This window comes from Sphingomonas sp. S2-65 (genome assembly GCF_021513175.1).
GTDB lineage: Bacteria > Pseudomonadota > Alphaproteobacteria > Sphingomonadales > Sphingomonadaceae > Sphingomonas.
Genome location: NZ_CP090953.1, coordinates 991,764 through 1,009,654, shown reverse-complemented (window position 1 = coordinate 1,009,654; position 17,891 = coordinate 991,764). Strand labels below are relative to the sequence as shown.

General features: G+C 67.3%; 20 protein-coding genes. 12 read left to right on the top strand and 8 right to left on the bottom strand.

Translation table 11 applies throughout. From position 1 onward, the window contains the following. Window positions 1-71 precede the first annotated feature (71 nt). Together LZ586_RS04715 and LZ586_RS04710 are read left to right on the top strand one after the other, a co-directional pair. Window positions 72-2,150 (top strand): M13 family metallopeptidase, encoded by a 2,079-nt coding sequence (locus LZ586_RS04715; RefSeq protein WP_235078514.1) that lies wholly within the window; start codon window positions 72-74, stop codon window positions 2,148-2,150. Window positions 2,151-2,248: 98 nt separating this feature from the next. Then, window positions 2,249-2,611, top strand: coding sequence for a DUF3060 domain-containing protein (locus LZ586_RS04710; protein ID WP_235078513.1), 363 nt, complete (start codon window positions 2,249-2,251; stop codon window positions 2,609-2,611). A 98-nt stretch (window positions 2,612-2,709) separates the two neighbouring features. Here the strand turns inward: LZ586_RS04710 and LZ586_RS04705 are convergent, their stop codons facing one another. From LZ586_RS04705 to LZ586_RS04675, 7 genes are all read right to left on the bottom strand, one after another. After that, entirely contained in the window at window positions 2,710-3,861 is a 1,152-nt protein-coding gene (locus LZ586_RS04705) for an isovaleryl-CoA dehydrogenase (protein ID WP_235078512.1), read from the bottom strand. Window positions 3,862-3,982: 121 nt separating this feature from the next. After that, entirely contained in the window at window positions 3,983-4,423 is a 441-nt protein-coding gene (locus LZ586_RS04700; protein ID WP_235078511.1) for a hypothetical protein, read from the bottom strand. A gap of 131 nt (window positions 4,424-4,554) precedes the next feature. Further along, complete coding sequence (locus LZ586_RS04695) at window positions 4,555-4,908, bottom strand: Rieske (2Fe-2S) protein (RefSeq protein ID WP_235078510.1); 354 nt, start codon at window positions 4,906-4,908, stop codon at window positions 4,555-4,557. A 151-nt stretch (window positions 4,909-5,059) separates the two neighbouring features. Continuing rightward, window positions 5,060-6,343, bottom strand: coding sequence for a homogentisate 1,2-dioxygenase (hmgA, locus tag LZ586_RS04690; RefSeq protein WP_235078509.1), 1,284 nt, complete (start codon window positions 6,341-6,343; stop codon window positions 5,060-5,062). A gap of 319 nt (window positions 6,344-6,662) precedes the next feature. Then, on the bottom strand, window positions 6,663-7,703 hold the full coding sequence (hppD, locus tag LZ586_RS04685; protein ID WP_235078508.1) for a 4-hydroxyphenylpyruvate dioxygenase: 1,041 nt from the start codon (window positions 7,701-7,703) through the stop codon (window positions 6,663-6,665). A gap of 63 nt (window positions 7,704-7,766) precedes the next feature. Next, window positions 7,767-9,113, bottom strand: a complete 1,347-nt coding sequence (locus tag LZ586_RS04680; protein ID WP_235078507.1) for an FAD/NAD(P)-binding protein — start codon at window positions 9,111-9,113, stop codon at window positions 7,767-7,769. 4 nt (window positions 9,114-9,117) lie between these two features. Further along, window positions 9,118-9,384 carry a DUF6356 family protein gene (locus LZ586_RS04675; RefSeq protein ID WP_235078506.1) on the bottom strand — a complete coding sequence of 89 codons (267 nt, stop codon included), beginning with the start codon at window positions 9,382-9,384 and terminating at the stop codon, window positions 9,118-9,120. A gap of 117 nt (window positions 9,385-9,501) precedes the next feature. On the opposite strand from LZ586_RS04675, the gene LZ586_RS04670 reads away from it, so the two are divergent. Beyond that, entirely contained in the window at window positions 9,502-11,328 is a 1,827-nt protein-coding gene (locus LZ586_RS04670) for a DUF885 domain-containing protein (RefSeq protein ID WP_235078505.1), read from the top strand. Between the two features lie 164 nt (window positions 11,329-11,492). On the opposite strand, the gene LZ586_RS04665 is transcribed toward LZ586_RS04670, so the two are convergent. After that, the gene (locus LZ586_RS04665; RefSeq protein WP_235078504.1) at window positions 11,493-13,310 is read right to left on the bottom strand and encodes a DUF885 domain-containing protein; all 1,818 of its coding nucleotides are present in this window, start codon (window positions 13,308-13,310) and stop codon (window positions 11,493-11,495) included. Window positions 13,311-13,664: 354 nt separating this feature from the next. Here LZ586_RS04665 and LZ586_RS04660 point away from each other — a divergent pair, with 354 nt between their 5' ends. The 9 genes from LZ586_RS04660 (at window position 13,665) to LZ586_RS04620 (ending at window position 17,871) form a co-directional block, all read left to right on the top strand. Beyond that, the gene (locus tag LZ586_RS04660; RefSeq protein ID WP_235078503.1) at window positions 13,665-13,952 is read left to right on the top strand and encodes a RebB family R body protein; all 288 of its coding nucleotides are present in this window, start codon (window positions 13,665-13,667) and stop codon (window positions 13,950-13,952) included. Window positions 13,953-14,067: 115 nt separating this feature from the next. Continuing rightward, window positions 14,068-14,337, top strand: coding sequence for a RebB family R body protein (locus LZ586_RS04655; RefSeq protein ID WP_235078502.1), 270 nt, complete (start codon window positions 14,068-14,070; stop codon window positions 14,335-14,337). Window positions 14,338-14,416: 79 nt separating this feature from the next. Then, on the top strand, window positions 14,417-14,683 hold the full coding sequence (locus LZ586_RS04650; RefSeq protein ID WP_235078501.1) for a RebB family R body protein: 267 nt from the start codon (window positions 14,417-14,419) through the stop codon (window positions 14,681-14,683). 38 nt (window positions 14,684-14,721) lie between these two features. Continuing rightward, window positions 14,722-15,033, top strand: coding sequence for a RebB family R body protein (locus LZ586_RS04645; RefSeq protein ID WP_235078500.1), 312 nt, complete (start codon window positions 14,722-14,724; stop codon window positions 15,031-15,033). 62 nt (window positions 15,034-15,095) lie between these two features. Next, window positions 15,096-15,302 (top strand): RebB family R body protein, encoded by a 207-nt coding sequence (locus LZ586_RS04640; RefSeq protein ID WP_235078499.1) that lies wholly within the window; start codon window positions 15,096-15,098, stop codon window positions 15,300-15,302. Further along, a complete protein-coding gene (locus LZ586_RS04635; RefSeq protein WP_235078498.1) occupies window positions 15,302-16,006 on the top strand; it encodes a RebB family R body protein in 705 nt (234 codons plus the stop codon). Before LZ586_RS04640 ends, LZ586_RS04635 begins: the two co-directional genes overlap by 1 nt. 26 nt (window positions 16,007-16,032) lie before the next feature. Beyond that, the gene (locus LZ586_RS04630) at window positions 16,033-16,383 is read left to right on the top strand and encodes a hypothetical protein (protein ID WP_235078497.1); all 351 of its coding nucleotides are present in this window, start codon (window positions 16,033-16,035) and stop codon (window positions 16,381-16,383) included. Between the two features lie 13 nt (window positions 16,384-16,396). Continuing rightward, window positions 16,397-17,476 (top strand): hypothetical protein, encoded by a 1,080-nt coding sequence (locus tag LZ586_RS04625; protein ID WP_235078496.1) that lies wholly within the window; start codon window positions 16,397-16,399, stop codon window positions 17,474-17,476. Further along, on the top strand, window positions 17,473-17,871 hold the full coding sequence (locus LZ586_RS04620; protein ID WP_235078495.1) for a hypothetical protein: 399 nt from the start codon (window positions 17,473-17,475) through the stop codon (window positions 17,869-17,871). The genes LZ586_RS04625 and LZ586_RS04620 overlap by 4 nt, the downstream gene beginning before the upstream one ends. Window positions 17,872-17,891: the final 20 nt, after the last annotated feature.

The window sequence follows — 17,891 nt, the reverse complement described above, 5'->3', positions numbered from 1 at the left end:
CCGGGTTGGGAAGGACTGGCGCGCCGCTGCGCCCGGGAGTAGCAAACCGCACCCCATTGTGCGTTCGGAGAATGATGTTGAACCCTCGCGCCCTGCTGCTCTCCGCCCTGCTCGCCACCACGGCCTGCACCCCCGGCGGCGACGCGGCCAAGACCGAAGCCGCCGCCACCCAGCCCGGAATCGGAGTGGATCTGGCCGGGCTCGACAAAGCGGTGAAGCCGGGCGACGATTTCGAGCAATATGCCAATGGCGGCTGGCGCGCGAAGACTGAGATCCCGGCGGACCGATCGAGCACGGGCGTGTTCCTGGAAGTGTTCAACAAGGCCGAGGCGAACAATGCCGCGATCGTCCAGGCGGCGCTCAAGGCCAATGCGGCGGTGGGCACCGACCAGCGCCGGATCGCCGACTGGTTCAACGCCTATACCGACACTGCCGCGATCGAGCAGCGCGGGCTGGCGCCGCTGGGCGAGGAGATGGACGCGATCGCCGGGCTCACCGACAGGAAGGCGCTCTCGGCGATGCTGGGGGGCAATATCCGCGCCGATGTCGACCCGCTCAACGCGACCAATTTCGAGACCGAGAATTTGTTCGGGATCTTCGTCACCCAGGCGTTCGACCGGCCCGACACGACCGTGCCCTATCTGCTCCAGGGCGGGCTCGGGCTGCCCGACCGCGATTACTACGTCTCCGACAAGCCCGAAATGGCGAAGATCCGCGACCAGTATCGCGCCTATATCGGCAAGCTGCTGAGCCTGGCCAACGTCACCGAGCCCGACGCCCGCGCGCAGCGGATTGTCGAGCTGGAGACCAAGATCGCGCGCGCCCATGCCGACATCGTCACCAGCCAGGATGCGCACAAGGCGGACAATCCGTGGAAGAAGGCCGATTTCGCCAAGCAGGCGCCGGGGATCGACTGGGACGCCTTCTGGAACGCCGCGGGGCTGGGCAACCAGCAGGACTTCATCGTCTGGCAGCCCGGCGCGGTCACCGGCATCGCCAGGCTGGTCGCGAGCGAGCCGATCCAGACCTGGCAGGACTGGCTGACCTTCCACCGGATCAACGAAGTCACCGAAATGCTGCCCGCGGCGTTCGACCAGGCGCATTTCGAATTCTTCAGCCATCAGCTGAACGGCACGCCCAAGCCACGCCCGCGCGACAAGCGCGCGATCGCGAGCCTCAACGCCTGGCTGGGCGACGCGGTGGGCCAGCTCTACGCCAAGGATTATTTCCCGGCTTCGTCCAAGGCCGACATCCAGACGATGGTGAAGGGCATCCTCGGCGCCTTCGACAAGCGCGTCGCGGCGCTCGACTGGATGGCCCCGGCGACCAAGATCGAGGCGCGCCGCAAGATCGAGACGATGCAAGTCGGGATCGGCTATCCCGAAACGTGGCGGAGCTATGCCGGGCTCGACGTGAAGGCCGACGATCCGGTCGGCAATGTGCGCCGCGCACAGCTGGCCGAATATCGCCACCAGCTCGCCAAGATCGGCAAGCCGGTGAACCGCGGCGAATGGTGGATGACGCCGCAGACGGTCAACGCCGTCAATCTGCCGCTGCAGAACGCACTGAACTTCCCTGCGGCGATCCTGCAGGCGCCGTTCTACGATCCCAAGGCCGATGCGGCGGCCAATTACGGCTCGATCGGCGCGGTGATCGGGCATGAGATCAGCCACAGCTTCGACAATCTGGGCGCGACCTTCGATGCGAGCGGGCGGCTGCGCAACTGGTGGACCAAGGAGGATCTGGCGCATTTCGATCAGGCCGGCGCGGCGCTGGTCGCGCAATACGACGCCTATGAAGCGCTGCCGGGGCTCCACCTCAACGGCAAGCAGGAACTGGGCGAGAACATCGCCGACGTCGCCGGGCTGACCGCGGCCTATGAAGCCTATCATGCCTCGCTGGGCGGAAAGCCGGCGCCGGTGATCGGCGGGCTGAGCGGCGACCAGCGCTTCTTCCTCGCCTTCGCGCAGAGCTGGCGCGACAAGAGCCGCGAGCAGCAGCTGCGCGCGCGGATCGCGACCGACGTGCATGCACCGTCGCGGTTCCGGGCACAGACGGTGCGCAACCTCGATGCCTGGTACGGCGCGTTCGGGGTGCAGGCGGGGCAGGCGCTGTTCCTGGCGCCGGAGAAGCGGGTGAAGGTCTGGTGAGGCGCCATATCTTGCCGCCCCTTGGATGCGCCGCCGCGGAGCCGTCTGCTTCACGGAACCTCGTGCTCGACTGTGCGTAGCTTTCGGCAGCGTAACGAATGGAGAGCGTGATGCGACACTTGCAGGCAGCCGTATTTCTGACCTTGGCTTCGGCAGCAGCGTTCACGGCCGCGCCGGCGCATGCTCAAGCGCAGTTCGAGGGCGCCGGAGAGACGTCGGAGCTCGATTGCGGCGGTGAAAGTGCGACGATCGAAGGCGCCAGCAACGTTCTGACGATTACAGGTGCCTGCACCAACCTCCACGTTATCGGCGCCAGCAACCGCATCAATGTCGACCTTGCCAAGACATCATCGATCCAGGTCGAGGGCGCAGGGAACGAGATTTACTGGATTGCTCCCGGCACTGCCAAGCCGCGCCTTCGAGTGACCGGAGCAGCCAACCGTATCTCCCGCCGGCGGTGACGGAGCGGGTGTTCATTCTTCCCTGATACTCGAGTAGCGCTTCTCCCCTTGTTCCGAAAAGACAAAGGGCGAACGTCTCCTCGCCAGAGGATGTTGTGTCACCCCCCGATCAATTCGCGGCCGATCAGCATGCGGCGGATTTCGTTGGTGCCGGCGCCGATGTCGAGCAGCTTGGCGTCGCGGGCGAAGCGTTCGACGGGCCAGTCCTTGGTGTAGCCCGCACCGCCAAGCGCCTGGATCGCTTCCAGCGACACCCGCACGGCGTTTTCGCTCGCGAGCAGGATCGCGCCGGCGGCATCGAAGCGGGTGGTCTTGCCCGCGTCGCAGCTCTTGGCGACGGCGTAGACATACGCGCGCGCCGAATTGAGCGCGACATACATGTCCGCGACCTTGGCCTGCATCAGCTGGAAGGTGCCGATCGGCTTGCCGAACTGCTGGCGCTCGCGGAGATAGGGGAGGACGACGTCGAGGCAGGCCTGCATGATGCCCAGCTGGATGCCGGCGAGCACGGTGCGCTCGTAATCGAGGCCCGACATCAGCACGCCGACGCCGCCATTCACCGGGCCCATCACGTTTTCGTCGGGCACTTCGCAATCGGTGAACACCAGCTCCGACGTAGGCGATCCGCGCATGCCCATCTTGTCGATCTTCTGGCCGATCGCGAAGCCGGGCATGTCCTTCTCGATCAGGAAGGTGGTGATGCCCTTGCTGCCCTCTCCGGTCTTGGCATAGACCACCAGCGTCTCGGCATAAGCGGCGTTGGTGATCCAGAATTTGGTGCCGTTGAGCCTGTAGCCGCGATCGGTCTTTTCGGCGCGCAGCTTCATGCTGACCACGTCGGAGCCGGCGCCGACTTCGGACATCGCCAGGCTGCCGACATGCTCGCCGGAGATCAGCTTGGGGAGGTATTTGGCCTTTTGCTCGGGATTGGCCCAGCGGCTGATCTGGTTGACGCACAGATTGGAATGCGCGCCGTAGCTGAGGCCGATCGAGGCCGAGGCGCGGCTGACTTCCTCGCAGGCGATGACGTGCTCGAGATAGCCCAGGCCCAGCCCGCCCTGATCCTCGGGCACGGTGATGCCGTGGAGGCCGAGCTCGCCCATGTCGGCCCAAAGCTCGTCGCGCGGGAACCAGTCCTCTGCGTCGATGCGGGCGGCGAGCGGGGCGATGCGGTCCTTGGCGAAGCGCGCCGTGGTCTCGCGGATCATGTCGGCATTGTCGCCGAGTGCGAAATCGAAATCGGGGGTCATGGCATGTCTCTCCGGCAGCGTGCTCCGTGTCCCGGGCAGCGCATTCTATGACCGCCGCTCTGCCGTAGTGTTCCGCTGATCGCAAGAAGTGGCGGGCCCGCGCCTGCGAGCCCGCGATCCGTCAGTCGAGGCCTGTGAGATCGGGACCCCCGCCGAGATCCTCCTCGACCAGCCCGGCGCTGGTGGGCCAGACGCCGATCCACACCGAAGGCCGGTCGAGCCCGACCCAGGTCCACGACTTGTCCCCGCGCATCAACGTGATTTCCGCGCCTGGGAAGCGGATCTTCAGTTGCGAGCCGTTGGACTGATAGGCGCACCCTTCGGCAACCTGCCCGTTGAACACGACGCGGCAGGTGCCCGACTGGCTGAGATCGGGCATGACGATTTCCACTTCGCCGGCGAACTGATGCCCGAGGATCGACGCCCTGCCGTGGAGCTTGAGGTGCAGCGACTCGACGATGTCGGCCGAGCCGTCGCCGATCTGCGGGGTCCGGTTCAAATAGACGTCGACGGTCTGCCCCGAATGGAGGGCGGAATTCACGAACTGCAGAAGATCTGCCATGCGGTTTCCCCTGTGTAATAGTGGAAGCGGCTTGCCTCCACCACGGGGCAGGGTACGCCCGGGGCACGCTTCCTTCCAACCGGGGTGCATCGGGTCCGGATCATTCGCCGGCTGCCGCCAGCCAAGGACGGTCAGGCCGTGACGAGCAATCCTTCGCGCACCGTGACCGGCCAGGGCTGCAAGGACGCGCCGCCGCACGGGCCGCCCACGCAATAGCCATCCTCGATCCGGAAGAACGCGCCGTGCCACGAGCACATCAGCAACGTGCCGTCGGGCGAGACATATTCGTCCAGTTCCTGGGCGAGTGGCAGGCCCATATGCGGGCAGCGATCGACATAGCCGTGAACGGTCTCGCCGCGGCGGACGATGAAGCCGTGGAAACGGCCGGCGCGTAGTTCGATCACGAAGTTGCGGGCGCGACCGTCGGGGACGAGGGTGAGTGGACCCAGGGTGACGTTGGGGGGCGTGGTGGTGAGGCGGTCCATCGTTAGAAATCCTCCCCCAGCTTGCTGGGGGAGGGGGACCGCGCCCGCAGGGCGTGGTGGAGGGGCCGGCGCGAACGCGCCGGTGCCCGGCGCGCCCCTCCACCACCCGCTGCGCGGGCGGTCCCCCTCCCCGAGACGAGCTCGGGGAGGATCAAGGGAGTTTCGCCTTCGGGAATCCCGCCCAGGCGTCATCATAGTCGGGCTGGGCGCAGCCCATTGCGTAGGCCGTCGGGCGGTATGGCCAGCAGCTTTCCAGCATGAACGCCATCGTGCCTTCGATCTTGTGCGGCTTGAGCGCGGCGTCGCTTGCGCCGCGCCAGCTCGCCACGTCCGGTCCGTGCCCGGACATCAAATTGTGCAGCGACAGCCCGCCGGGTGCGAAGCCCTCCGCCTTGGCGTCATAGGCGCCGGTGATCAGCCCCATCGCCTCGGACATGATGTTGCGGTGGAACCAGGGCGGGCGGAACGTGTCCTCGGCCACCATCCAGCGCGGCGGGAAGATCACGAAATCTGCATTGGCGCGTCCGGGAACGTCGCTGGGCGAAGTCAGCACGGTGAAGATCGACGGATCGGGATGGTCGAAGCTGACCGTGTTGATCGTGTTGAACCGCGACAGGTCGTAGCGCCACGGCGCGAGGTTGCCGTGCCAGGCGACCACATCGAGCGGGCTGTGGTCGAGTGTGGTCGTCCACAGCGATCCCATATATTTCTGGACGATCTCGGTGGGGTCGTCGCGATCCTCGAACCAGGCGGAGGGCGTTTCGAAGTCACGCGGGTTGGCCAGGCCGTTGGCGCCGATCGGGCCGAGATCGGGGAGGCGGAACAGCGCGCCGTGATTCTCGGCGACATAGCCCTGGACTTCGCCATCGGGGAGCAGGGCGCGGAACTTCACGCCGCGCGGGATCAGGGCGATCTGACCGGGGGCGATGTCGATGCGGCCAAGCTCGGTGAGCAGCGCCAGCCGGCCATGCTGCGGGATGAACAGCAGTTCGCCGTCGGCATTGGTGAAGACCCGGGCGTCCATGTCCTTGTTGGCCGCGTAGACGTGCAGCGCGACGCCTTCCAGGTCCGCCGGATCGCGGTTGGCGAGCATCGTCGTCATGCCGTCGATCAGGTCGGTGGGATGCGCCGGAGAAGGCGGCGGTGCTGGGCTCCAGCGCAACCGGTTGGGCGCCAGCGGCGCGTCCACCGTGCCGGGAGCGAAGCGCTCTGCGCCGCCATAGCGGACGAATGGCGGGTGCTCGGCAGTGGGGCGCAGGCGATAGAGCCAGGAGCGGCGGTTCTCGTGGCGCGGCGCGGTAAAGGCGGTGCCGGAGAGTTGCTCGGTGTAGAGGCCGAAGGCGGGCTTTTGCGGCGAGTTGCGGCCGATCGGCAGCGCGCCGGGGACGGCCTCGGTCGAGACGTGGTTGCCGAAGCCGGGTACGTAATCGGTCATGGCCAATCTCACTCCCCTCCCTGAAAGGGAGGGGCTGGGGGTGGGTGCGAGCGCAGCGAGCCTCCCCGCGCTCTGGCGTGAAAGCGAAAGCCGGGCATCGAGCCCGCCTTCCGCTAGACCCACCCCTAGCCCCTCCCTTGCAGGGAGGGGAAATAGATGGGCTTACTTTCCTCTCCCCAAGGGCAGAGGCTTAGAAGTGGGATGAGGGAGAAACGCTGGTCGGCGCATCTCCCTCATCCTCCTGCGGCTCCCCTCGCTCAGATTTGAGGACGGGATCTTTCGGGGCCAGGTTGATCCCGGCTCTCCTCTCCAAACTCGTTCAGGCGTCGACCTTTATGACTCCGCGGCGGATCTGGTCGAGCTCGATGCTCTCGAACAGTGCCTGGAAATTGCCGTTGCCGAAACCTTCATTGCCCTTGCGCTGGATGATCTCGAAGAAGATCGGGCCGAACATGTTCTCGGTGAAGATCTGGAGCAGCAGGCCTTCGCCGCGCTCGACCGATCCGTCGATCAGGATGCGGTTCTTGCGTAGCCGCTCGAGGTCTTCGCCGTGTCCGGGGACGCGCTTGTCGACCAATTCGAAATAGGTTTCGATCGTGTCCTGAAGCCGCACGCCGCGGGCGCGCAGGCGCTCGACCGTGTCGTAGATGTCGTCGGTGGTCAGCGCGAGGTGCTGGATGCCCTCGCCCTTATACTGGCGGATGAACTCCTCGATCTGGCTCTTGTCGTCCTGGCTCTCGTTCAGCGGAATGCGGATCGCCTTGTCGGGGGCGATCATCGCCTGGCTGAACAGCCCGGTCGCCTGGCCCTTGATGTCGAAATACTTCTGCTCTTCGAACCCGAACAGCGTCTTGTAGAACTCCGACCACACCCGCATCTGGCCGCGGCGGACATTGTGGGTGAGGTGGTCGAGCAGGTCGAGCCCGACATTGTTCTCGGCCTCGGCCTGCTGCCAGCCGGGGATCTCCTGCCAGTCGGCATAGAGGTCGATGCCGTCCTGGATGAAGTAGAGATAGGATCCGCCGATGCCGATGATGACGGTGTCGTCTTCCTCGGTACGCTCGCCGCCATGCTGGAGCGCCCATTCGAACGCCGCCTTGGGATCGTTGACGCGGAACGCCATCGCGCTGGCCGAGGGACCGTGCTCGGCGCGAAACGCGGCGACGCGGCCGGTTTCGTCGCGGTTGAGCATCAGGTTGATCCTGCCCTGCTTGTAGCGGGTGATCGCCTTGCGCGGATGGATGTGGGTGGGAACGAAGCCCATCTGCTCGAACTGCTTCGCCATCGCGTCGGGATCGGGCGAAGTGAATTCCACGAACTCGAAGCCGTTGAGGCCGAGCGGGTTTGCTGCGTCGTTCATGCAGTGCGTTTACCGTGATGCGCGGGATAGTGTCAATTGATACTATCCCGCGCTCAGGCCGTCCTACAGTCCTTCGCCCCCCACCCAATGGGCGTTGGAGAGGCGGCGGGCGACGCTCCAGGTCTGGGTGCGGATGTCGGGCACTGCCACGATCTCCCAGAACGCGCCGCGCGTCATCGGGCCGAGCGCGTAGAGGTTGGTGTTGGGCAGGCCGTCGGCGTTGATCGTCTGGGCCTGGTTGTCGACTTCGATGCCGAGATGGGCGGGATCGGGCCGGATGCAGCCGCGCTCGGCCAGGCGGCGCAGCAGCGGCTCGGCACTGCGGCTGAGATCGCCGAGCGGGCCGGTGCAGTTGATGATGCGCTGGGCGAGCAGCGTTTCCGACGCGTCCGCGCCACGACGCCGAAAGCTGACCTGGATGCCATCGGCCTGCTCGCTGAAGGCCAGCGTCTTGCCGGCGATGACCTGAAGCCGGCCGCTGTCGAGCATCGCGTGCAGCCGCGCGTCGACCTGCGGCGCCAGGCGGTGGCGGTGGACGTCCCACCACGGGCGCAGGTGGCGCAGGAAGCGGCCGCGCTCGGCTTCGCTGGCATTGCCCCACATCGACTGGGTGAAGGGGCGAAGCTCGTCGACCGCGTTGCGCCAGCCGATCGCCGCGCCCCGGGCGCGCACCGCGTGCAGGAGGGCCGAGGCGACCGTCGAGGGGCGCTGGTCGATCCGCTGCCAGTCGCTGCCGGGGGCATGCGCGCGGGGGAGGAGCCCGCGGCGGGAGAGGGCGACGATGTGGCCGCGAAAGCCGCGCGATTCGAGCAGCAGGACGACGTCGACCATCGTCAGGCCGGTGCCGATCACCAGCACGGTGTCGTCGTCCGACAGATCCTCGGGCACGCTGGGGTGCCAGGGATCGCCCTTGTAGCGTGTGGCCGACAGCAGCTGCGGATCGAGCCCGGGCGGATCGTGGGGCGGCAGGTTGCCGACCGCGAGCACCGCGGCATCGGCTTCGAGCGTGCGGTTGGCGAGCTTCACGCGGACGGTAGCGCCGGTCTCCACGTCGCAGACTTCATCGCGGATCAAGGTCAGGCGCCCGTTGGAGGTGCGCAGCGCTTCCTCCAGCAGTTCGCGCAGATACTCGCCATAAGTCGTGCGCGGGATGAAGGCGGCGGGGGCGTCGGCCACGCCGCGCGCTTCGAGCCAGCGGACGAAGTGCGAGGGATCGTCCGGAAAGGCGCTCATGTTCGCGGCACGGACGTTGAGCACGTGGCTGGGGTGGGCGGCGCCATAAGCGAGGCCGGTGCCGGCGACCGGCGCGCGCTCGATCAGCGTCGCGCGCGGCCCGTCGTGCCGGAGCAGGTTGATCGCCTGGAGCGTGCCGGAAAAGCCCGCGCCGATGATCGCGACATGTTCGATCAAGCGATCAGATCTCGTATTCGAGCTGCCACTCGGGCTGTTGGAACGCCGGCTTTTCCTGCGAGAAGGCCGGCTGGCGCGCCTTCATCTGCGCGTAGAGCCGCTTCACCGTGTCGCTGGCGGTGCGGGTGAACAAGGGCGGCAGGACGGCGTGGACGATGCACGCGGCGCCGCCGACGATCATGGCCACGCCGAAGCGGGTGGCCGTGGCGGCGTGCTCGCCATAGCTCTCACCGACGCTGCGCGGGTGGTCGAGGAAGATGCGGTCGATCATGCGGCGAGCTTAGGCCGTGACTGCGCGCTTGTGAACCTGTGGCGTGCCGGATCGCAGGCGTTGCGCGGCGGTTCGCAATCGCTACCCTGCCCGCACGTTCGAGCGGAGGTGTTTTCGATGAAGCGGGTTACCCTGGCGTGTTTGTTGGCGGCGGGTGCGGTGGCACCCCTGATGGCCCATGCTCAAGCCGGAACACAGGCGCCCGGCGCAGCCAGCCAGACCGCGGAGGACCAGCGGCTGCTCACCTTCCTGGACGCCGCGTTCGACGAGGCGGTGGCGCTGAGCCCCGAACAGATGACAAGCCTGGGATTGAAGACCAAGCAGGACCGGCTGGACGATTATACCGACGCCGCCGAAGCGCGCCGCCTCGCGCTGGCGGAGCGGCAGCTGGCCGAGATGAAGCGGCAATTCTCGCCCGATCGGCTGAGCGTGACGGGCCGGCTGAGCTACCGCCTGTTCGAGAAGAATGTCGAGACGGCGCGGCGGCAGTACCAGTTCCGCCAGTACAGCTTCCCGGTATCGACCAATGGCAGCCCGGCCGGCGACATTCCGGTGTTCCTGATCAACGAGCACCGCATCGACACGGTCGAGGATGCCCGCGCCTATGTCGCCCGGCTGGTGGATAGCGAGCGGGTGATGGGCGAGGTTTCCGCACGGATGCGCGAGCAGGCCCGGCAGGGCATCGTCCCGCCCAAGATGGTGTTCGCGCCGGCGCGCGGCGACGCGCAGAAGGTGATCAGCGGCGCGCCGTTCGATGGCGGGCCGGACAGCACGATCCTGGCCGATTTCCGCAAGAAGGTGAGTGCACTCAAGGCGGACGACGCGACCAAGAAGCAGCTGATCGAGCAGGCCAAGGCGGCGCTGACCGGCCCGTTCAAGCGCGGGTTCGCCACGCTGTTTGCCGCGCTCGACGCAATCGAGCCGCAGGCCAAGGGCAATGACGGGGCGTGGAGCCTGCCGGGCGGCGACGCCTATTACCAGTCGCAGCTGGCCTTCTACACGACGACGAACCTGAGCGCCGACCAGATCCACCAGACCGGCCTCGCGCAGGTGAAGGCGATCCGCGCCGAGATGGAGCGGGTGAAGGCGCAGATCGGCTTCAAGGGCAGCCTGGAGGCGTTCTTCGACGCGATCCGCACCGATCCCGCCTACAAATATCCCAATGACGAGGCTGGCCGCGAGCAGTATCTGAGCGACGCCCGCGCAGTGATCGCCAGGATGATGGCCACCGGACCGCGCTTCTTCCACCGGCTGCCCGAGGCGAAGCTGGAAGTGCGCGCGGTCGAGAAGTGGCGGCAGGAGACCGCATCGGTGGCGTTCTACAATCGTCCGGCGCCCGATGGATCGCGGCCCGGCATCTTCTACGTCAACCTGGCCGACATGAACCAGGTCAACAAGCAGCAGGTGAACGCGATCGCCGTGCACGAAGGCGCGCCGGGGCACCATTTCCAGATCGCCCGCGCGCAGGAACTGCAGGGCCTACCCAAGTTCCGCCGCTTCGGCTTCTATGGCAGCTATATCGAGGGGTGGGGGCTCTACACCGAGCGGTTGGCGCAGGAGATGGGGGCGTATCCGACGCCGGATACCGAGTTCGGCATGCTGTCGCTGCAGATATGGCGCGCGATCCGCATGGTGGTGGACACCGGCATGCACGCGAAGCACTGGAGCCGCGAGCAGGCTGTGGCCTTTTTCCAGAAGAATTCGCCGCTGTCGCAGCGCGACATCGTCAAGGAAGTCGACCGCTACATCAACAATCCGGGCCAGGCGACGAGCTACATGGTCGGCCAGCTGAAGATCGCCGGGCTGCGCGTGAAGGCGCAGAAGGCGCTGGGATCGCGGTTCGATATTCGCGATTTCCATGAGGCGGTGCTGGCGAACGGGGCGCTGCCGCTCGATGTGCTGGAGGAGCAGGTCGACGCGTATATCGCCGCGAAGCGGGGGTAGGTTGAGGGTTCGCACCCCGCGTCGTCACCCCGGCGTTGCGCCGGGGTCCCGCTTTCTTTGCGCCCGTAGCTAAGAAGAAGCGCGATCCCGGCTCAAGGCCGGGATGACGGGGTTGGGGGAGTGAGCAATCCTCCCCTTGCAGGGGAGGATTTGCGAATGGCTGGTTACCCCTTCAGCATTCGCTCCGTCACCACCCGCTCCAGCACGGTGAGCGGCATCGGGCCTTCGGCCAGGATGGCGTGGAAGGCGCGGGGGTCGAAGCGGGCGCCCTGCTTGCGCTTCACCTGGTCGCGCAGGCGGGTCCAGACGGTGTGGCCGATCTTGTAGCTGCACGCCTGGCCCGGCCAGGCGGTGTAGCGGTCGATCTCGCCTTGGCTGCGGCCCCGCGCGATGCCGGTGGTGGCGATCAGATAGTCGGTCGCCTTTTCCCGGCTCCAGCGCTTGTGGTGCATGCCCGAGTCCACGACCAGCCGGGTGGCGCGGAACAGCAGCGACTGGAGATAGCCGACCTGGCCCAGCGGGTTGCCCTCGTACATGCCCATCTCGTCGGCGAGCTGCTCGGCATAGAGCGCCCAGCCTTCGCTATAGCCGCTGAAAAAGGTGCGGCGGCGGATCAGCGGGATGCTGGTCGATTCCAGCGCGGTCATGACCTGGAGATGGTGGCCGGGGATCGCCTCATGATGCGTCAGCGTGGCCAAGCCGAACTTGGGCCGGTCGAACGTGTCGCGCAGGTTGATGAAGTAGATCGCCGGGCGCGAGCCGTCGAGCGAGGCGTTCTGGTAATAACCGCCCGGCGCCCCGGCCTGGATCGAGGGCGGCACGCGGCGAACCTCGACCGGCGCCTTGGGCACCGTCGTGAATTGTTCGGGCAGGCGCTTGGCCATCGCCGCGATCTGCGTGTTGAGCGCGGCGAGCAGCTGGTCGCGGCCGGGATCGGTGTTGGGGAAGAGCTGGTCGGGGCGCTCGTTCAGCGCCACCAGCCGCGCACCTACGGTCCCCTGGGTCATGCCTTGCGCCTTGAGGATCGTGTCTATCCGCGCGCTGATCTGTGCGACCTGATCGAGGCCGAGGCGGTGGATCTCGTCGCCCGACAGCGCGGCGGTGGTGGCCGCTTCCGCGGCGGCGCGGTAATAGGCCTCGCCGTCCGGGAGCCGCCAGACACCGGCGTCGTGAGTCGCCTTGGCGCGCAGTTCGGTGACGAGTGCGCGCTGCCGGTCGAGCGCCGGGAAGACGCGGTCGGCGACGATGCGGCGGGCCTGGGCGACATGGGTGTCGGGCAAGCCCGCGGCCTTCAGCTTGGCGGCGAGCGAGGACACCATCACCGTCGTGTCGGGCTGCTGGTCGCGCAGCGCCGAGAGCTGCTTCAGCGTCGTGTCGAGCAGGTAATCGGGGGCGAAGACGCCGCGAGCGGCGTCGCCGCGCTGGCGTTCGGTGTCGTCGTCGATCGCTTTTTCGAAGGCGGACAGGCGGGCGACATAGGCGTCCGCGTCGGCCGCATCCTTGATGCGATGCTGCGAGTCGAGGAAATCGGGGACGTTGCGATAGGCGCCGGTCAGCTGGCTGAGCACATAGGGGGCATAGCGGCCCATGCTGGCGCCATAGGTGAACCGCTCGCCGCCGGCGATCGCGCCGTGGAGCTGGTAGGCTATGACTTCGTAATCGAGCTTGGCCGAAGGGGAGAGCGCGCCCGGATCGATCGCGCGCAACTCCGCCAGCTCACGCTTGGCGCGGGCGAGATCCGCGGCGGTGGCCTTGGCCGAGTCGTCGGTCAGCTTCGATTTCAGCGCGGCCCGCTCGCCGGTATCCAGGCCGAGCCGGGTGGCGCCTTCAGGATCATCGGCGAGTCGATCGTAGAAGATGCGGTCGAGCAGCGTCCGCAGCCGGATATCCGCTGCGGAGGGATCGGCCGGGCGCGCTGCCGCGGGAACCGCCGCTGCGAGCGTCGCCGCGCTGGCACTGCCGATGAAGGAACGACGATCCACGAACTTCTCCCGCTAGCGAACTTGCCTTTACCCTGTTCGGCTGGCGGGCGCCCGGCAAGCGCTATTTGGACGTGCGGAGACTCGGTAGTGGCTGGCGATCCGGATCGCTTTGAAGGAGTGGCGACTGCGCCGGCGGCGGACCGAAGTGCCGAACTGAATCGGGTCCGCCGTACGAGGATGCGCGATTACTCCGCAAATCGTCGAAACCGGCGAACATGGTCAAAACTTTACGCTGTGACGCCGTATATTTGCTCGAAGCGACCAATCGTCCCGAGCCCTCTACATTCATATTGTCCGGCGATCCCCAGACGATCCAGCCGATCGTTCCCGGACCACTCGACCGAGGAGGAAGACATGGCATTTCCGACAGCCGTCAACGACCAGATCACCGATTCCGTCACGCAGGCGAACACCAAGGTTCTAGGCGATGCGCCGGCGATCGCGATGGGCAATTTGTACCAGGCGACGGCGCAGGCGCTGGCGAACGCGGCGCACAACGCGACCAATGCCCAGCAGCAAAGCTATGTCACGGCGCAGTCGGCGACGACCATGGGCGTCGCCACGCTGTATGCGATCGACACCGCGTCGACGGGGATTGCCACCGAAGACATCCTCAACAGCAAGGTCCGCGGCCTGGGCTGAGCGGACGGGGCCGCCCCCGGCGGCTGACCGGACGGCGCCGCCGCGGCGGCTGACCGAATAATGCCGCCGCAGCCGCATGGCGCGAATGCGAGCATGACCTGACAAGGAGCCCGACATGGCCTTTCCCACTTCCGTCAACAGCCAGATCACCGATTCGATCACCCAGGCCAACACCAAGGTGCTGGGCGACGCGCCGGCGATCGCGATGGGCAATCTGTACCAGGCGACCGCGCAGGCGCTGGCGAACGCCGCGCACAACGCCACCCTGGCGCAGCAACAGAGCTATGTGACCGCGCAGGCGGCCACGACGATGGGGGTGGCGACGCTGTATTCGCTCGACACCGCCTCGGCCGGCAAGGCGACCGCAAGCATCCTGTCCAGCTAGGCGGACGCTCTCCGCCAGGCATCAGGCTGCGCGATCTTCCAAGCCGATTTTCCGAGCCGATTTTCCAGGATAGTCCCCCATGGCGTTTCCGACTTCCGTCAACGACCAGATCACCGACGCGGTGACGCAGGGCAACACCCAGATCCTCGGCTCTTCACCGGCGATCGCGATGGGCAATCTGTACCAGGCGACCGCGCAGGCACTGGCGAACGCGGCGCACAACGCCACGTTGGCGCAGCAGCAGATGTACATGACCTCGCAGGCGGCCACGACCACGGGCGTGGCGCTGCTCTATTCGCTCGGCGGAGCCACTACCGGCGCCGCCACCCACAAAACCGGAAGCTGAGCGCCGCGCACCGTCGCCTGCGCTCGAGGAGATAGATCATGGCTTTTCCAACCGCGATCAACGACCAGATCACCGATTCCATATCGCAGGTGAACACCAAGGTGCTGGGCGACGCGCCGGCAGTTGCGCTGGGCAATCTGTTCGTCGCGACGGGGCAGGCGCTGTCCAACGCCGCGCACAATGCCACCAACAGCCAGCAGCAAAGCTATGTCACGATGCAGGCATCGACCACCCAGGCGGTCTCGACGCTGTATTCGATCGATACCGGATCGGGCGGCAAGGCGACGCAGGACATCGACAGCAGCGGCGCGCCGGCGCCGCGCAGGCGGGCTTCGCGCGGGCTGTACTGATTTCGGTGCCGCAAGAGGGCGGCAGCGCCCTCCGGGTCTGACTGCTCTGCCGGAGCCTCGCCATGGCTGATGTGCCCGCTGCCGTCCCGGTGCTGATCGGCGTCGGCGAGGCGCCGTCCGTCGCGATGGGGATGACCTATCTCGCGATGGGCCAGAGCATCGGCCTGGTGATGTCGAACGCCGCCGCCGCGCAGCAGCGCGGCCAGCTGATCGGGCAGACCGCAATGGTGCAGGTCCTTGCCCTGATCCTCGCGAAAGGAGCGAGCTGATGTCGGACAATCTCGTCAACGGCCAGATCGTGGACTCGGTCGCCGACGTCGTCACGCTGACGCACGGCACCGCGCCGTCGCAGGCCTTCGCGATGCTCGACACCGTGATGGTCGAGACGCTGGGCATGGCGATGTACAACGCGGTGAGCCGGCAACAGGGCAGCAGCATGATCGGGTCGGCCGCGGTGACGGCCGCCTGCGCCAAGATGCTGTCCACGCCGTTCGGCCCCGCGCCGCTGCCGCCCGTGCCGCCGCCTCTGCCGCATGTCGAGCCGCTCCCGCCCGTGCCGTCGCAGCCCGGCGACGTGATCGCAGCCGCGACTGCCCAGGCCGAGGACGCGATCGACACGATCCGGGCCATGCGCGACTTGTCCACCGATACCGCGGAGCAGGCGGACAGCGACCTGCAGCGGCTGGTTCGCGACGCTACACCCACGCCGCCGCCGAAGCCGACACCTACACCCACGCCTACGCCGCACATGATGGCTTCGGTGCATCCAGAGTCGGCAGCGGTGTTGGCGCCGGCGCCGCTGGTGACGACGGGCGCGGCGGTGATGGAGCCGACGTCGACTACGACTCCGGCGCCTACGCCCACTCCTGCGCCTGCGGACCCATGCCCTCCGCCCGCGCCGCAGACCGCCGCGACGGTCGTCACCGTGACGACGACCGTGCCGGCGCCCACGCCCTGCCCCCCGAAAGGGTGACCTGCCCTTAGAAGCGAGAGACCGCCATGCCCGACCCGAGCTATGTGAATTCGCAAGTGATCGACGTCATCAACCAGTCGCAGGCCGCGACCATGGGGCATCAGGTCGTACTCACCAGCGGTGCCGGCAAGGCATACCAGTCGGTGGCGCAGTCGAGCGCGATCGCAGTGCAGGATGCAACCGACGCGCTGCGCAACATCTCCACGATCGCGACCACGGCGGCAGGCGTGGCCATGGCCCAGTTTCTTGCCACTGGAGACAAGAAATACTCCGACGCGCTGCAGAACGCGCAGGCGATGATGAAGAACGCGACGCAGGACTTTGCCGATATCGGCTCCGCCGCCGCGACGATCCTCAAAGCCTTCCCATCGGGATGAGAGGAGTGGAATCATGACGGTATCGGTGGCGAGCCGGCTGTATCGGCCCGCCGGGCTTTCGGAAGTCGGACGCCTGGTGCTCGGCTTCATCGACGGCGGAGCACAATGGCTCGACTGGGCGATGACCGACCCGCAGGCACGCTATCATTTCAACGACGAAAGCGCGCTCGTCGCCGGGGTGCAGTCGGGACTGCATGGCACGCCGTATCTGATCCTCCACCGGCTCCAGCTGATGGTGAGCCCGGTCAAGCTGATGACGATGAGCGTCGCGGATCTCCGCACGCTCGCACGCGCCGAAGCGGGGACCGATGCCGCACCCTCGCCGGCGAACGTCGCGGTCATCCTGCAGGCGCACGGGCTGGCTAGCCAAGCCGATCTCCGCCGCAGCGGCATGCTGACGGACTCGCTGCGCGTCGCCGATGCCGCGGCGCTCCAGGGGCAGGGGCTCGACGCCCAGCTGGCGTTGTTGGAGCTTGAGCGGGAGGTGGGGCTACCGACCGGAGGGCTGGCGGTGGAAGCGGCGAGCTTCGCCGCCGCGCGGGCGCAGAACCCCTTCGAATTCGCCGACTATTTCCGCGCCTGCCGGTCCGCATGGTCGGTCCTGCCTACCATGCCTACCGCCGAGGAGCGCGCCGCGGCGATAGCAGCGGCGATCGACACGCTGATGCCGCGGACCTTCGCGGCGATCGACTGCCCCAGCGTGGAAGGGCTGGTCGCGCCGTGGGAAGTCAGTGCGGCGATCAGCGAGTGGCTGCTGATGGGGCGGCAGATCGGCTTCGCGCGCAGCTCGCTCGCGATCCAGCAGATAATCACCAATGGCGGCTATACCGGGCAGACCGGCAGGGAGGCCGACGCGCTGGTCCGCAACTACCTGGCCCGGGCGCAGGTTCTGCTCAACACGGCCGAGGTGGGACAAGGCAGGCTCGGGCAGGACGGGGCGACGTGCCTGTTCCATGTCGAGGCGCGAGGCGACCAGGCCGACATCGAGCTTGGCCCGAGCGGGATCATCACGCTTCGCCGCTTCGGCGCCGTTCCGGCGCCTTCGCCGGTTCCGGTTCCCGATCCCTTGTTCGGCACTGGAACGGCGCCGTGACAGATCCCACCGATGACGCGCGGGGAGGCCATCCCGCGGTGATGCCGCCCCCTGACGGGGCTCCGGCGTGGGGCAGCGCTCCGGTAGCGCGCTCGGACACGCTGGACCCGCCGTCCTTGCCGACAAACGCCGAGCTGGTGCAGCCAAGCTGGGTAGGAGGCAGCACACCGGCGCCGCCGGGCCCGCCTTCCTACAACCCGATGACCGCGGGCGAGCAGGCGGTGCGCGATACCGAGGCGATCGTACGCGGCCTGATGGCGGAAACCGCGGCGCTGCAGGCGGAGTCGATGGCGCTCGCGAGTGCGGCGGTGACGGGCACTGCCGCCAATGTCGCACATGCCGGCCGCATGGCGCCGGCGGCATCGAGGCCGCCCGCGCTGCCCCCACGCCCCTGACCGGAACGGAGTAGGCCGCG